The 14387-nt window shown below is 70.8% G+C and carries 13 protein-coding genes; 8 read left to right on the top strand and 5 right to left on the bottom strand.

Translation table 11 applies throughout. From position 1 onward, the window contains the following. The first annotated feature begins 101 nt into the window (after nucleotides 1–101). A complete protein-coding gene (locus F4561_RS18480; RefSeq protein WP_221445537.1) occupies nucleotides 102–1991 on the top strand; it encodes a helix-turn-helix domain-containing protein in 1890 nt (629 codons plus the stop codon). Between the two features lie 208 nt (nucleotides 1992–2199). Here the strand turns inward: F4561_RS18480 and F4561_RS18485 are convergent, their stop codons facing one another. Continuing rightward, nucleotides 2200–3774 (bottom strand): acetyl-CoA acetyltransferase, encoded by a 1575-nt coding sequence (locus F4561_RS18485; protein ID WP_312885359.1) that lies wholly within the window; start codon nucleotides 3772–3774, stop codon nucleotides 2200–2202. 132 nt (nucleotides 3775–3906) lie between these two features. Here F4561_RS18485 and F4561_RS18490 point away from each other — a divergent pair, with 132 nt between their 5' ends. From F4561_RS18490 to F4561_RS18505, 4 genes are all read left to right on the top strand, one after another. Then, nucleotides 3907–4524, top strand: a complete 618-nt coding sequence (locus F4561_RS18490; protein ID WP_184580657.1) for a TetR/AcrR family transcriptional regulator — start codon at nucleotides 3907–3909, stop codon at nucleotides 4522–4524. Nucleotides 4525–4654: 130 nt separating this feature from the next. Then, a complete protein-coding gene (locus tag F4561_RS18495; protein WP_184580658.1) occupies nucleotides 4655–5782 on the top strand; it encodes a nitronate monooxygenase in 1128 nt (375 codons plus the stop codon). A gap of 339 nt (nucleotides 5783–6121) precedes the next feature. Further along, a complete protein-coding gene (locus F4561_RS18500; protein ID WP_184580659.1) occupies nucleotides 6122–8704 on the top strand; it encodes an ATP-binding protein in 2583 nt (860 codons plus the stop codon). A 149-nt stretch (nucleotides 8705–8853) separates the two neighbouring features. Next, on the top strand, nucleotides 8854–9420 hold the full coding sequence (locus tag F4561_RS18505) for an OsmC family protein (protein ID WP_184580660.1): 567 nt from the start codon (nucleotides 8854–8856) through the stop codon (nucleotides 9418–9420). Nucleotides 9421–9527: 107 nt separating this feature from the next. Here the strand turns inward: F4561_RS18505 and F4561_RS18510 are convergent, their stop codons facing one another. Beyond that, the gene (locus tag F4561_RS18510; protein ID WP_184580661.1) at nucleotides 9528–9890 is read right to left on the bottom strand and encodes a DUF1330 domain-containing protein; all 363 of its coding nucleotides are present in this window, start codon (nucleotides 9888–9890) and stop codon (nucleotides 9528–9530) included. Between the two features lie 686 nt (nucleotides 9891–10576). Next, on the bottom strand, nucleotides 10577–10966 hold the full coding sequence (locus tag F4561_RS18515) for a protein kinase family protein (protein ID WP_184580662.1): 390 nt from the start codon (nucleotides 10964–10966) through the stop codon (nucleotides 10577–10579). A gap of 302 nt (nucleotides 10967–11268) precedes the next feature. Here F4561_RS18515 and F4561_RS18520 point away from each other — a divergent pair, with 302 nt between their 5' ends. Further along, nucleotides 11269–11976, top strand: a complete 708-nt coding sequence (locus F4561_RS18520; protein WP_184580663.1) for a DUF5710 domain-containing protein — start codon at nucleotides 11269–11271, stop codon at nucleotides 11974–11976. A 79-nt stretch (nucleotides 11977–12055) separates the two neighbouring features. On the opposite strand, the gene F4561_RS18525 is transcribed toward F4561_RS18520, so the two are convergent. Further along, on the bottom strand, nucleotides 12056–12232 hold the full coding sequence (locus F4561_RS18525) for a DUF397 domain-containing protein (RefSeq protein ID WP_184580664.1): 177 nt from the start codon (nucleotides 12230–12232) through the stop codon (nucleotides 12056–12058). Then, nucleotides 12225–13028, bottom strand: coding sequence for a helix-turn-helix domain-containing protein (locus F4561_RS18530; protein ID WP_184580665.1), 804 nt, complete (start codon nucleotides 13026–13028; stop codon nucleotides 12225–12227). The genes F4561_RS18525 and F4561_RS18530 overlap by 8 nt, the downstream gene beginning before the upstream one ends. 301 nt (nucleotides 13029–13329) lie before the next feature. Between F4561_RS18530 and F4561_RS32700 the strand changes: the two genes are divergently transcribed. After that, complete coding sequence (locus F4561_RS32700) at nucleotides 13330–13842, top strand: ATP-binding protein (protein WP_246437228.1); 513 nt, start codon at nucleotides 13330–13332, stop codon at nucleotides 13840–13842. Next, the gene (locus F4561_RS18535; protein ID WP_312885360.1) at nucleotides 13833–14339 is read left to right on the top strand and encodes an MrfA Zn-binding domain-containing protein; all 507 of its coding nucleotides are present in this window, start codon (nucleotides 13833–13835) and stop codon (nucleotides 14337–14339) included. The genes F4561_RS32700 and F4561_RS18535 overlap by 10 nt, the downstream gene beginning before the upstream one ends. Nucleotides 14340–14387 lie beyond the last annotated feature (48 nt).

Raw genomic sequence — 14387 nt, forward strand, 5'->3', positions numbered from 1 at the left:
ATGAGCCATCGCACATCGAAGCACTCTAGGAGGGCACCCTGACCAGCGGCAATGGAAGGAACTACCATTCGTTAACCGGGATGATGTAAGGACCATCCATCATGCGTCGGCGGCCCGGCGCCCGGCGCGAACCTGGGGCCTGGGTGACCATGAGCGAGAACTGGCTGGACCTGCTGCTACGGGACGCGTCGCCCGACGAGTTGGTGCGCCACGGCGATCACCGCGCACTGGCCGGCGACGGGGCGAACGAGGCGGTCGAAGCGGAGCGGGAGACCGCGGCGGCGCTGCGGCTGCACGCCCTGTTGCAGCAGCGCGCCCAGCGTGCGAACGAACTCGCGGCGCTCAACGACATCGCCGGAAGGCTGGCCGCGCTGCAGGCGCCGGACGACCTCCTGCCGGAGGTCGTGGAGCAGGCCCGCCGTCTGCTCGGCGCCGACCTGGCCTACCTCGGCCTCGTCGAAGACGAGGGGCTGCGGATCAAGGTCACCAGCGGCGCGCTCACCCCGGAGCTGCTGGATGTGTCCATCCCGTTGTCGAAAGGGCTCGCGGGTACGGTCATCGCCCAGGGCGCGCCGATGTGGACCAGCGACTACCGCAGCGCGCGCACGTTCCGGCACGACGACAGCGCCGACGTGGCCGCCGCCGCGGAGAACATGCGCGGGCTGCTGGGTGTCCCGCTGCGGCTGCGCGGCCGGGTGCTGGGGGCGCTGTTCGCCGCCAAGCGCCAGGAGCGGCACTTCGCCGAGCACGAGGTGACGTTGCTGTCGTCACTGGCGGCGCACGCCAGCGTCGCCATCGACAACGCCCGGTCGCTGGCGCGGCTCACCGCCGCCAACGACCAGCTCGCGCGGAGCACGGCCACACTGGAACAGACGCTGCGCTGGGACCAGCGCCTCACGCGCGTTGTGCTGCGCGGCGGCGGGGTCGAGGACCTGCTCGCCGAGGTCGACTCGATGGTCGAGGACACGGTGCTCTTCGTGGCGCACGGTACGGACCTGCCGCGCGAGCTGGTTCCCGTCGAGGACGCGGTCGCGGAGACGCTCGCCGCACCGCCCGACGAGCCGGCCCTGCTCACCCTCCCCGACCGCTACGTGCTCTGCCGCCGGGTGGCCGCCGGCGACCACGACTTCGGCACCCTGGTCCTCACCGGGCCGGACGCGCCCGGTGACGACGACGCGCGGCTGTTGGGGCGCGCCGTACCCGCTCTCGCCATCGCTCTGGTCGGTGAGCGCGCCGCCGCGGAGGCGACGCGCCGCACCCGCGACTCCTTTCTGATCGATCTGGTGACGACGCGCGGTGGCGACACGCACGCCCGGTCGCAGCGGATGCGGCTCGCCGGGTTGGACCCCCGGGTGTCGTACACGGTCATGGTCGTGCAGCCGACGGGCGCGGTCACCGATGCCCGGCGGGCGGTCGAGCGGCTCGCGTCGCCCAAGGGCACGGTTGTCGCCGAGCACGGGGCGCGCCTGATCGTCGTCCTGCCGACATCCCGCCCCGAGGAGCTCCGCGGTCAATGGGCGGGCGCACGGGGTGCGCCCGCGGCCGGAACCGCCGGGATCTCGGGGCCGGCGCGGGGCACGGCCGCGCTGGCCCGCAGCTTCGCCGAGGCGCAGCAGACCCTTGACGCGCTCGCCGCTCTGGAACGGCAGGGGGAGGCCGCCACGGCCGACCAGCTCGGGTTGTACCGGATACTGCTCAGCCACACGGGGCGGCGCCAACTCGACGACATGTACGAGCAGCTGCTCGGCCCGCTGCGCGCCGAGCAGGAACGCCGCGGCGTACCGCTGCTGGAGACGGTGCGGGTGTTCCTGAACGAGGGGCGCCGTCCCACGGCGGCCGCCGACCGGCTCGGCATCCACATCAACACGCTCTACCAGCGGCTCGGTACCGTCGACCGCACGCTCGGCGCCCACTGGCGGGACCCGCTCCACGCCCTCGACCTGCAGATGTTGTTCCGCCTCCGCGACAGCTCCGAGTCCCTGGAGCCGTGACGTTGTCGCCGCGCTGCCCGGTTTCCCCGGCGGCCACCACGTGGCGAGTCCGGCGCTGCCGATCGGCGCGATCGCGGCCGCCGCCATCCTTCTCAAGAACAGGACGGCCGCGAAGGCAGTGCCGACAGCAGCGAACCGGTGGGCAGCGGGGACAGCGGCTCGTCAACCGCCCCGGACTGGCCGCATCGCCCATCCGTCCCGTGCGAGCTCAGGGGTTTCCGCGTCCGGGTGTGGTGCTCACCCGGTTCGTGCCGCCGCAGGAGCGGACGAAGACGCGGGCGCCGAGGGGCTCGCCTTCCGACAGCAACCGCAGTGTCTCGTCGTCGGAGTCTTCTGCCATGGCGAGGAAGCGGCGCCCGTCGGCCTCAAGCCGGCCGACGACCACGCCGGTGCGCTCGCCGCCCCGCTCGTGCTTGACGGTGTACGTCTCCACCGTCGCCCAGCCGCCGGCCTCGGCCGCCTCCTCGGGAGCCTCCCAGGCGTCGATCTCGCGTTGCAGCTCGGCGCTGCGGTCGGGCCGCCATTCGGTGGGCACGGCCGAGTAGATCCCGACGGAGTACTTGCTCAGCGCTCCCCCGTTGGCGCCGACGAAACCGTAGCCATGCGGGGCGGCACGGGCGCTGTGCACAGTCTCGGCGATGGCGTGCGCGGAGTAGTTGTTACCGGCGCCGCCGAAGAACGGCAGACCTCCGGTGCGGGTGAGGCCGCGCGGGTCGTCGGCGGAGAGTCCGAGCGTGTCGGCCACGTTGGAGACGGCGATCGGGAAGCAACTGTAGAGATCGATGGTGGTGAGGTCGTCGGTCCGGATCCCGGCCACCTCCAGGGCGTGTTCGGCGGCCAGCGCCGCGGCAGGGCTGCGCGAGAGGTCAGCACGCTCCATGAGGTCGCGTTCGCGCAGGTCCGCGTGCCCGTGCAGGAACACCCACCGCTCTTCGGGCACGCCGAGCTCGCGCGCCGCGGCCACGGAGACCACCAGTACGGCCGCTCCCTGGTTGACCTTGTCGCGGGCGACGATGTAGCGGGTGTACGGGTCGGCAATGGGGCGGTTCCGCTCCGTTGGGGTGACCAGCTCCTCGGCACCGCGCTCGGTGGGGGCCGCGGCGTGCGGGTTGGCCGCCGCCGCCTTGGTGAAGGGGGCGAAAAGCGCGCCCATGCCCGATGCGTACTCCGCGCGCGTCTGGCCGAGCCGTGCCCGGCGCGCGTTGTCGAACAGGGCGTACTGCGCCGGCAGGCTGGTGAGGCCGTGGGCCGCTTGCCGGGGCGGCATCAGCCCTTCGAGCCCCAGCCCCCTGTCCTCCAGGCTCCCGCCAACGCGCTCGGAGAAGTCGGGTGGGTCGGCTGCCTCGGCCATGGCCTGGACTGTCGATATGGCCTCGGAGCCGAACACCAGGGCCGCCCTGGTGCGGCCCCTGGCGATCTCCGCGGCCAGCTCGGTCACCAGGTGCTGGGGCCCCTGGCCACCGACAACCTCCAGGATGGCGCGTTCGGGGTCGGCGCCGACACGGGCGGCGACCGAGCGCGGGTAGTTGTCGGACCTGCCCAACGGAGCCCACGCGCCGGGGATGGAGATCTCGAACTGCCGGATACCGGCGACCGTGTCCACAGCGGAGGCCATGGCCTGCGGCTCGGCGCCGGTGTCCTCCAGGGCACGCTGGGCGGCCACCGACGCGAGCTGGACCGGGGAAAGCGCCCGGTATCCGGGGTCATCGAGGCGCTCGGACGACTGTCCGACACCGACGACCACGGGAGTGGCGGGGTCGGGGCCGGTTACCGGCACTGGCACAGACCTCCTGCGACCGCGACAACCAGACGGAACCCGTCCGTAAACGCGGAGCCTAGATCAGGCGAAATCCGTTCCGCAATGTCCCCGTTGCCAATCCACGGCACGCGGGGGCGGATGTAGGAGGATGTGCTCATGGCTACGGCACGACCCTCAGGGCGCCCCCGCGATCCCGACGTCGACCGCAAGCTGGCTGAGGCGGCGGTCGCCCTATTCGGAGAGCAGGGCTGGGCCTCGTTCACCATCGAGGCCGTCTGCCGACGCGCCGAAGTCGGCAAGGCGTCGGCCTACCTGCGCTGGAACAGCAAGGAAGAACTGCTCACGGAGGCGCTGACCACGCGCCTGGGATCGATCTCGGACGTGGATACCGGATCGGTGCGCGGCGACCTGGTCCAGCTCGTCTGGCAGATGACCGAGCTCTACGGCGGCGAGAACGGGCGGGCCGCGCTGCGCCTGCTGATGGAAGCCGAGAACATCCCGGGGCTCGCCGAGCGCTACACCGAGTTGGCCCAGGCCCAGATCATGGCGGCGCGCGCCATCGTCCTGCGGGGAAAGCACCGCGGCGAGCTGCCCGAGGGCACTTCCGTGACCTATCTGCTGGACGCCCTGTGCGGCGGAGCGATGAACCACGCCCTGACGACCCGCCTGGCCCCGCCGGAGCTGCGCGATTCGGCGCCGCCGGCGGCCGACTACGCCGAACGCTTCGTCGACTTCGTGTTGACCTCGGTGTTCAGCCGGGAGGGCGCCGCCTGAGCGAACGGAACGCGGCCGGACCGTCGGGACCCGTGCGGACCAATTGCTAAACGGAATCCGTCTGATTTAGCGTGCTGTGGACCGCGGCCCGCCGAGGTCCGCCAGCGCTCCCGTCCGCGAAGGATCCCAAGTGAGAACCGCCATCTGCGACATGCTCGGCATCGAACTGCCGCTGCTCGCCTTCAGCCACTGCCGGGACGTCGTCGCCGCGGTCACCAACGCCGGCGGATTCGGTGTCCTGGGGGCCGTCACACACACTCCGGAGCAGCTCGAACACGAACTCGCCTGGATCGACGAGCAGGTCGGCGGCAAGCCCTACGGCGTCGACATCATCGTCCCCGAGAAGTACGAGGGCCAGGGGGAAGCTCTCAGCCTCGACGACCTCGCCGCGCGGATTCCCCCGGAGCACCACGCCTTCGTGGACCGCCTGCTGCGCGAGCACGGTATCGACACCACCGACCGCGCCGAGTTGGCCGGGCGGGGGATGAACATCAGCGACAGAATCGGCGAACGCCTCCTCGACGTCGTCTTCCGCCACCCCGTCAAACTCGTCGCCAACGCGCTGGGTGTGCCCCCGCGGTACATGATCGACCGGGCACGCGCCGAGGGGGTTTCCGTGGCCGCCCTCGTCGGCGCCAAGGAGCACGCGCTCAGGCAGGTCGAGGCGGGCGTGGACATTCTCGTCGCCCAGGGGACCGAGGCCGGCGGGCACTGCGGCGAGGTCACGACCATGGTGCTCGTCCCCGAGGTCGTCGAGGCCGTCAAGGACGTGCGCGAGGTCCCGGTTCTCGCCGCCGGAGGCATCGTCACCGGGCGCCAGATGGCCGCGGCGATCGCGCTCGGCGCGGCCGGGGCCTGGACGGGTTCGGTATGGCTGACCACCGAGGAGGCGGAGACAGCCCCGTACACGGTGCGGAAGATGGTCGCGGCCACCTCCCGCGACACCGTCCGCTCCCGGGGGCGCACCGGCAAACCCTCCCGCCAGCTCGCTTCCGCCTGGACCCGGGCGTGGGACGGCCCCGACAGTCCGGGCACCCTGCCCCTGCCCCTGCAGTCCCTGGTCAGCGAGCCCGCCCTGCGCCACCTGGACACCCTTGCCGAAAAGGGCGACCGCGGGGCCCAGGAACTGGCGACCTACTGGGTGGGCCAGGGCGTGGGACTGATGAACCGCGTGCGCCCGGCCAAGGATGTCGTCTACGAAATCGCCGAGGACTTCGCCGAGGCGGCCGAACGCCTCACCGGCGCCATCGGCGACTGAGCTCCGCGAAGCCCGAAGCGGTCGGACCGTCCGGGGCACGCCGGCGCGACCGGCGAGCGGTACCGGTCGGAGCCGCGGGCGCCAACCCCGCCGAAACGGGCCGGGGCACGTTGGAACCGCTCCCGTCCGCGGCGCCGCCAGCGGCACCGAGGCGGCCCCCGGCCCGTCCCCGCGCGGGCCTGGCCCATCCCCCGCGCGGGCACGTAATGTGAGACGCGTCAGGTCCGTGTCCGGCGCCGGCAACGCGGCGGGAACGGGCATCGGCCGTTCGGGCCCGCCCCGGCCACCGCCCTGCCCCGCGGCAGACAACGGCGCCGCCCCTGGAAGGGTGACGGGGCTATGGGCGAGCTCCTCGAACGCGAGACCGCGCTGCGGGCGCTGGACGGCACCGTTGGGAAGGCCGCCAGAGGACACGGGTCCGTGGCGGTGGTGACCGGCGAGCACGGGATCGGCAAGACCACGCTGCTCCACCGCTTCGTCGCCGACCTCACCGGAGTGCGCGTGTGGTGGGGCACCTGCGACGGCCTGTCCACGCCCCGCCCGCTCGGCCCTTTCCGCGACATCGCCGCCGACGTCTCCGCGCGGGCGGAGGAGTGCCTGGCGGCCGGCGACCCGCCGCACCGGCTGCACACTCTCCTACTCAGGGAGCTGGAGTCCGCCCACCATCCGACGGTGCTCGTGGTCGAGGATGTCCACTGGGCCGACGAGGCCACGCTCGACGCCGTCACCGTCCTCGGCCGCCGCATCGGCGAGCTCCCCGCGGTCCTGGTGCTCACCTTCCGTTCGGGCCAGGCGCAGACCGGCCACCCGCTGCACGCCGCGCTGGGCGCCGTCCAGCGCACCACCACACTGCACCTGCGCCTGGCACCGCTTTCACGCCCGGCGGTGGCCAGGCTGGCCGGCGGGCACGACGCCGACCGGATCTACGAGCTCACCGGCGGCAACCCGTTCTTCGTCACCGAGTTGATCGCCGGCCCCTCCGAGGAGTTGCCGCTCTCGGTCGCCAATGCGGTGCTGGGCCGCTGCACCCGGCTCACCGGCGACTCCCGCGAACTCGTCGAGCTGGTGTCGGTGGTCCCCAACCGCATCGCCAGCGAAGTCCTCGATGCGGCCTTCCCCGGTTGGCCGGCCGCCGCCGAGGAACCCGAGCGCCACGAGCTGCTGACCATCGACGACCGCTACATCCGGTTCCGCCACGAGCTCGTCCGCGCGGCCGTGCGCTCGAACCTGCCGGTGGCCCGGAAGCGCCGGCTGCACGGGCTGATCGTCGACGCGCTGTTGACCACCGGCGGCGACCCCGCCGACATCGTGCACCACGCCGAGGCCGCCGGCAGGACCGGCACGGTCGCGGCCCACGCCCTCGCGGCAGCGCGCCACGCCGCGGCGATGGAGTCCCACCGTGAGGCGTACGGGCACTTCCGGCGTGCGGCGGAGTTCGCCGACCGCGTCGGCCCCGCCGAGCGGGCCGCCCTGTTCGAGGACTACGCCCAGACCGCCTACCAGGTGGGCCACATGGGTGAGGCCTTCACCGCCGCCGATCGGGCGATCGCCCTGCACCAGGACCGCGACGACCACAGGGCGGTCGGCCGGTGCCTGGGCAAACGCGCCCACTACTACTGGGTCGTCGGCGAGGGCAATGCCGCCTGGCAGCAGGCCCGGTCCTCCATCGAGGTCCTGGAGTCGCGCGGTCCTTCGGCGGAACTGGCGACCGCCTACAACCAGCTCACCGACCTCGCCGCGCTCTCCGGGCGGGCCGACGAGGCACTGCTGTGCGGCGACCGCGCGCTGCGCCTGGCCGAGCGGCTCGGCAGCGACAGCGCCAAGTGGCGAGCGCTGGTGGGCATGGGCACCATGCGCATGCAGCACGACCCCGACGACACGCACATGCTGCACGACGCTATCGAGGGCGCCCGCGTCGCCCGGGTGCACGACGTCGTGGTGCACGGCCTGATCGCCCTGACGTTCGTGAACGTGCTGTGGGTCCGCCCCGAGGAGGCGCGGCGGCACGCCCGCCAGGGCATCGACTACGCCGAGCACCACCAGCGCGACGCGCTGAAGGACTATCTCCAGGTCTACCTGGTGTGGCTGGAGCTGCGCGCCGGCGCCTGGGACGACGCCGCGGCGCGGATCCGCCAACTGCTGGCGCAGCGGCCCAGCGGGGGCATGGTGACCGATCTGCAGGCCGAGATCATCCTCGCCGAGCTGGCGGTGCGCCGGGGCGACGCCGACGCCGGGGACCGCCTGGCGGCGCTGGCCCGCAAGGCCGACCGCACCGGCGAGCTCAGCCGGCTCGCACCGGTGCTGGAGCTGCAGATCGAGTGGGCGCTCACCCGCGCGGAACCGGCCCCCGTTGACCGGTTCGAGCGGGTCATGCGGGTCGTGGGGGAAGAACCGGCCACTCAGGGGTTCGGAGCGGCGCGCCTGGCCGCCTGGGCGACGGTTCTCGACCTTCCGTCGGTCTACCGCGGCAAGTCGCCCGAGCCCCACGCCGCGATGATGCGCCGGGACTGGCACGCGGCGGCCGAGTCCTTCGCCGCCGCGGGGTGGGCCTACGACCAGGCGCTGATGCTGTCGCTGTGCGACGGCGCGGCGGAACTTGCCCAGTCCCTGGAGATCGCCCGCTCCCTGGGCGCGCACCCCCTGGCCGAGCATGTGGTGCGGCGGATGCGGCACCGGGGAATGACCGTGCCGCGGGGCCCGGCCGGTTCGACCCGGGCCAACCCCGCCAGGCTGACCGACCGGCAGTTCGAGGTCCTCGCCCTGCTCTCCGAAGGCCTGACCAACAGCGAGATCGCCGACCGCCTCTCGATCTCGCCGCGCACCACCGAGCACCACGTGGCCGGGGTCCTGGCCAAACTGGACGTGCCCACCCGGCGCGCGGCTGCCCGCCGGGCCGCTGAGCTGGGTGCCTCCCGCCTCTGACGTAGGTAGTCGGCACCGGCGATCTGCGTAGCCAACCCCGATGTGCCGCCGGTGGCGCCGGCGTAGCGTTTCAAACATCCAGCGGCGGGTCCCGGCTCACCGGATGAGCTCCGCCCCGGCGCGAGAGCGCGTACGAGAGGACCAGTCTCATGACTTCCACCACCACCCCTGACAACGGTGTCGACGTCGGCCGCCTCGTCGAGACGATCGAAGCGGTCAAGGACGACCCGAACCTGGCGGCGTTCACCTTCCGGGCGAAGAGCTCCTGGGAGCACGGGATGCACAACGTGGGTGAGATCTCCACGTTCACCCACGCCGACAGCACGGACGAGAGCCGGGTGGCTCCGTACGTCCTGCACGGCGACGAGCCGCCGGCGCTGCTGGGCACCAACAAGGGGCCCAACGCGGTCGAGCTGCTGCTGCAGTCGCTGGCGTTCTGCTACGCCGCGGGCTACGCGGCCAACGCGGCGGCCCAGGGCATCCAGATCACCAGGATGGAATACGAGATCGAGGGGGACGTGGACGTGCGGGCGTTCCTCGGCCTGGAGGGCGCACGCCCCGGCCTCACCGGAATCCGCGCCAAGGGCCGGATCTCCAGCCCCAACGCGACCCCGGAGCAGTTGGCCGAGCTGTGCAGCTACGTGCAGGACACCTCGCCAGTACGCGACTGCCTGGCCAACCCGGTGCCCGTCGAGACCACCCTTGAGGTGGTCTGACTCCGGGGAAGCGACCATGGCAGCACAGGGCCCGGCCAAGGTCGCCGGACCGGCCGCGGAGCCCGTGGCGGGAATGCCGGGCTCCGCGGGATCTAGGAACCGCTTCCCTAGGTCCAGGGGACGGTCGGCTGGAGCACGGCCTCGGCCAGGCCGCCGGTACGCAGAGCGGTGATCTCCTGGTACTCGGGGTCCGCGACCATGCGGCTGAACGTCTCCCGGTCGGGGTAGCGCACGAGCAGGACCGCGTCCCAGGCCTGTCCTTCCTCGGCGACCAGGGGAGCCATGCCGTCACCGGCGTAGAGCACCTCGGCGCCGTACCGCTGGAGAAAGCGCCTCGCCTGCCGCGAGTACTCCGCATACGAGGAGCGGCCGTCCGGGGTGAACCGCAGCAGGTTGAGCATAACGACGGGGCCGTCCGGCTGCTCCTCCAGCATGCGCGCGAGATCGGACCCTGAGGGGTCGACTGCCATCGGTGACTCCTTGTCGTAGTCGAACGCTCCGCGGCGACCGGAACCCGCCATCGCACGGAGGCGGCACAAGTGTAGACGCCGAGTACCGAAAGTGCATACCGTCCGGTTGGTATCTCTCTGACACACCCAGTAGTACTGCGTTGATCGTGCGGATTCCGTTCCTTCAGGGCGCGGTGGGGTTTCGGGGTTTCGGGTGTGCGGGCGAGTGCTCTGGGGTGGGGCCACGTTTATCCGGTGCTGGCCGCGGATGGTGGCGCGCGCGACGGGGGCAGCGAGGACGGTGGTGGGCCAGCTCGCGGAGATCGCTTCTGGTGCCCGATGGTGGCGCGCCCAACGAAGCAGCGAAGGCAGCGAGTAGCCGGGGTGGCGGTGGTCGGGCGGGTGTGCCCCCTATCAGGGGCCAAACTTTCCGGCGGTGCCGCGAGTGCGTGTCCGCTATTTCCGGATTTCGGGCGCTCTGTGTGTTGATCTTGAGGATTGCGCGCCTTTACCGCACTTGGTTTCTAGGGTCTGTTGCAACATGGCTTCGTAGGTTGGAGGTGTGTTGCCGGGGGCGCGGTTGAGCTCGGAAGAACGGGTGCGCATCGAGACGCTGTGGCGGGAAGGGTTGAGTTTCGCCGCTATGGTCAGGCCGAGCTGGATGCGGTAGCCCACGAGCTCAACGACCGGCCCCGGCGCACCCTGGGCTATGCCAAACCCGCCGAAGCCCTCAACCGCTTCCTCGTTGCACCCACCACTTGAAACCACCGTTCGGCGAGGACATCGGTCAGCGCGACCCCGCGCACCATCTGGATGACCAGGTACAACTGGTCGCTGGCGGCGTCGATGTCGGCGTCGAATACCGCTGGCACCCCGGGATGCTCGATCCGCGCGGTGACCTTGGCCTCCCGGCGGAACCGGCCCGCGAGCTCATCGGCGTCCCCCGCGGTGGAGGCGATATCGGGCCGGATCAGTTTGACCGCCACATCGCGGTCGAGAACCGTGTCGTAGCCCCGCCAGACCTGCCCCATGCCTCCGGTGCTGATCGGCTGGCTCAGCTCGTAGCGTCCCCCGACCCGGTGCGGCTGCGTCGACAACGTGGCTGGCCCTTTTCCAGTGTCGCGGCGGGAGATCCGACTTCCGTGCATCCTAGCCCCATTCGCGGCCGGACTGGGAGCGGTTCGCGTACCTGAGGTGCGAATTTCCCGGATTTCGACTCGTAACTTCCATTTTGTCGGCGTTTCCCGTGGCCGGAACCGGAAAACCGCCATGGCGTCCGAATCGTCGTCGATAGTGTCGTGGCGCGGCGGGGTCCGGGGCGCGCACGGCGGGATTCACCGGACGCGTCGTCCCGTACTCGCTTTTTGTTTCGCGGAATTCTCCGAGAGGGAGGACACGCATGGCGCCTGAGCGGATCTGGTTGGATGTTCCGTTCGCTGAGAAGGATGAGGCCAAGGCGGCGGGGGCGCGCTGGGACCCGTCAGCACGGCGGTGGTACGCCCCCCGCCGGGGAATCGCGGCCCTGGATCGGTGGGCCGCCGCCCCCGACATCCCCGACCTGCTTCCGGGCGAGGACCGGTCCTTGGGTAAGGGCCTGTTCGTGGACCTGGTTCCCCGCACGTGCTGGTTCACCAATGTCCGGTCCTGTGTGGAGCCCCGGGACTGGGAGCGGCTGCGGCGGATGATCACCCGCCGGGCGGAGCACCGCTGCGAGATCTGCGGTGCGGCGGAGGACCGCGCGGTGAAGCGGTGGCTGGAGGCGCACGAACGCTGGACCTATGACGCGCGCACCCGTGTGCAGGCACTGCGCCGCTTGATCTGCTTGTGCACCGACTGCCACACGGTCACGCACTTCGGCTACGCCCAGGTGCGCGGATTGGCCGAACAGGCGCTTGCGCACCTGATGAAGGTCGCCAGAATGACCGAGTCCCAGGCGCACAGCCACGTGGAGGAGGCCTTCGCCCTGTGGGAGGAGCGATCACGGGTCACGTGGAGCCTGGATCTGAGCATGCTCACCGATGCCGGAATCCGGCCCGTGCCGCCGCCGAAGGCCACTGACCGCGCCACCATCGCCGAGGATCGGCTGCGTTCCTCCGGGGACGCGTAGCCGAGCGGGCCCGGAGGAACCGGGGCCGTGGTGACCGTGACGCCGGGTGTGCCCCCGACGTCACGGCGGGGCCGCCGCGCTAGATACGGCCGTCCTTCACCTCCCGCACGAAGGCGGACCACTCGGGGGAAGGGAAGGAAAGGTGGCCGAGGTGGCGGTGTTGGGTGTCGCGGACGGCCACTTCCGTCACCTGTTCGCGTACTTCAAGGCATTCATTGGTCGCGCCACTGTAGCTCGACTTATGCCATTCACTCATGTTCCAGCTCTTCCCTGATCTTCTGGAGGGACTCCGCCGGCCCCAAGGCCACGGCCTGAAGCCTGCCGAAGAGCAGACGGTACCGAGCTACATCCGCTGTAGCTGTGATGATCTGTCCCTCGTGGATGCTCTCGGCGTAGACAACATCCGGTCCTGCACTTGGCGTGACCACCTTAAAGGGCCCAGTAAGTCCCGGATGCCCGAGGTAGTGCTCCGGGATGAGTTGGATGGAGACACGTCCCGATTCCGCTAGGTCAGCGACATACGTGAGCTGTTCCCGTCGGATGCTCTCGGCGAGAAACCGCCGTTTGATGATCGTCCCGTCCAAGACGACCCATAGCAGCGGAGCGGTCGCCCCAACAAACTCCTTCGCGCGGCTCATGCGGTCAGCCACAGCAGCGGACACCTCATCGTGGCCGGCCCACGGCATGCCCGCCGCGATCAGTTCACGGGCGTAATCCTCAGTCTGCAGAAGCCCTGGAAAGACCGCGTTCTGGTAGTCCATGACCGAGGCAGCCTCACGCATCAGAGTCGTGATCTCCTCCAGCCATGCCTGTCGCCCGCTACCAGTCAATTCGTTCCACAGCCGGGTGAGCCGTTCTTCAGATTTAAGCGCCCGGTCCAGCTTCGGCAGGAAAGCGGGAACCGGGGAACGGTAGCCGCGTTCCAGGTTGGATATGTGAGACGCGCTGACACCGACTTCACGCGCCAAGACATCCTGGGTCATATCGGCCAGCTTCCGCGTACGGGCCACCTCACGGCCAAAACGCTGCATGGTTCTCTTGTCAGCCACCATGACTGCATCCCACCACACGACCGCGACCCCGTGGAGGAAATTCACAGAAATCCACAGCGCTTTTCATTGCCGCTCAGCGGTCGGTTTCTCCTTTTGGGCAGCTCTCCACGCAGGCAACGTGTAGCCGTAAGCCGCTTCGAAATGAAGCAGCCCTGCCCGGTGCGCCCACACCAAGCAGGGCCTCGGCCCACGACCTGCCCAAGACAGGTGAGGACTTGATGCCCAAGAGTAACCGCTACCGCCGCACCGCCCGTGTCCGCCCCTACGTGCTGCGCCCGGCGGCACAGCGGGGGTGGTGACCATGCAGCGGTTCAGCACGACCTTCCGCGGCCACCCCGACAGCGTGGCCCCCGCCCGGCACTGGCTGGACGACCTGCTCCGCTTCGCCCACCACGCCGCTGTCCCCGCCGACACCCGCGCCACCGCGGTACTCCTGCTCTCGGAGTTGGCCACGAACTCCGTGCGCCACTCCCGCAGCGCCCACGACGGCGAATACACCGTCCACGTGTCCCTGAACCCGACACGACTGCGCGTGGAGGTCGAAGACGACGGCCCCCGTGAAGGACGACGGGCAGGGCTGCGCGTGGCCGGCCCCGGCGAGGAGGCCGGGCGCGGCCTCGTCCTGGTCGCCGCGTTCGCCGACACCTGGGGACCCCTCCCCCACGACCCCGGAATGTACTTCCACCTGACCTGGTCCGCCGCGGACCCGCCTCCACTGCCACGCCGCCGCCCCGGCGCCTCCCTGCCCAGCGAAGACCCGCTCACCTGGCCCGCCCCACCAGTGGGACAGCCAGAAAACGCCTCGTGGAACTGACCCCAACCGTCGCCGCCGCGCGGAAGCCCGCCGAGCACACCAACCCGCTGAAGAACCAGGCCTGCACCGGGCCGCTCAGCCACCTCTCGCTCGCGCACTCCTACGAGACCGACATTGTGGAGATCTCCTTCGCGGGTGCGTTGGACATCAGGGCATCCGACGAGCAGACACGGTTCTCGCTGCTGTACGCGCTACTCGAAGGCGCCTCGTCGGCGCTGGAGATCAGCCGCGACGACATCGATGGCGCCTTGTTCCGCCGCTCGATGGGCGCGTCGACCCTCGTCCTGTTCGACACCGTTCCCGGGGGCGCGGGCAGCGCCGTCCGGATCGCCGAGGCGTTCGACGAAGTGCTTCGGGCCGCCGAGAAGCGGGTGCGCAACTGCGACTGCGGGGAGGAGACCTCCTGCTATAGCTGCCTGCGTAACTATCGCAACCAGCACGTCCACGACCGGCTCCGCCGCGGTTCGGCGCTGCGGGCGTTGGAAGCGCTGATCTGACCCCCGGGAAAGCGATCTGCCGGGTAAGCGCTGCTCGCTGCGCCGGGC

It is taken from the genome of Lipingzhangella halophila (assembly GCF_014203805.1).
In the GTDB taxonomy this organism is placed as follows: Bacteria; Actinomycetota; Actinomycetes; order Streptosporangiales; family Streptosporangiaceae; genus Lipingzhangella; species Lipingzhangella halophila.

Excerpts from the sequence above, each read along its gene's own strand:
- F4561_RS18480 (WP_221445537.1), top strand. The coding sequence starts at position 102 with ATGCGTCGGCGGCCCGGCGCCCGGCGCGAACCTGGGGCCTGGGTGACC.
- F4561_RS18490 (WP_184580657.1), top strand. The coding sequence starts at position 3,907 with ATGGCTACGGCACGACCCTCAGGGCGCCCCCGCGATCCCGACGTCGAC.
- F4561_RS18500 (WP_184580659.1), top strand. The coding sequence starts at position 6,122 with ATGGGCGAGCTCCTCGAACGCGAGACCGCGCTGCGGGCGCTGGACGGC.
- F4561_RS18505 (WP_184580660.1), top strand. The coding sequence starts at position 8,854 with ATGACTTCCACCACCACCCCTGACAACGGTGTCGACGTCGGCCGCCTC.
- F4561_RS18510 (WP_184580661.1), bottom strand. The coding sequence starts at position 9,890 with ATGGCAGTCGACCCCTCAGGGTCCGATCTCGCGCGCATGCTGGAGGAG.
- F4561_RS18520 (WP_184580663.1), top strand. The coding sequence starts at position 11,269 with ATGGCGCCTGAGCGGATCTGGTTGGATGTTCCGTTCGCTGAGAAGGAT.
- F4561_RS18525 (WP_184580664.1), bottom strand. The coding sequence starts at position 12,232 with ATGAGTGAATGGCATAAGTCGAGCTACAGTGGCGCGACCAATGAATGC.
- F4561_RS18530 (WP_184580665.1), bottom strand. The coding sequence starts at position 13,028 with ATGGTGGCTGACAAGAGAACCATGCAGCGTTTTGGCCGTGAGGTGGCC.
- F4561_RS32700 (WP_246437228.1), top strand. The coding sequence starts at position 13,330 with ATGCAGCGGTTCAGCACGACCTTCCGCGGCCACCCCGACAGCGTGGCC.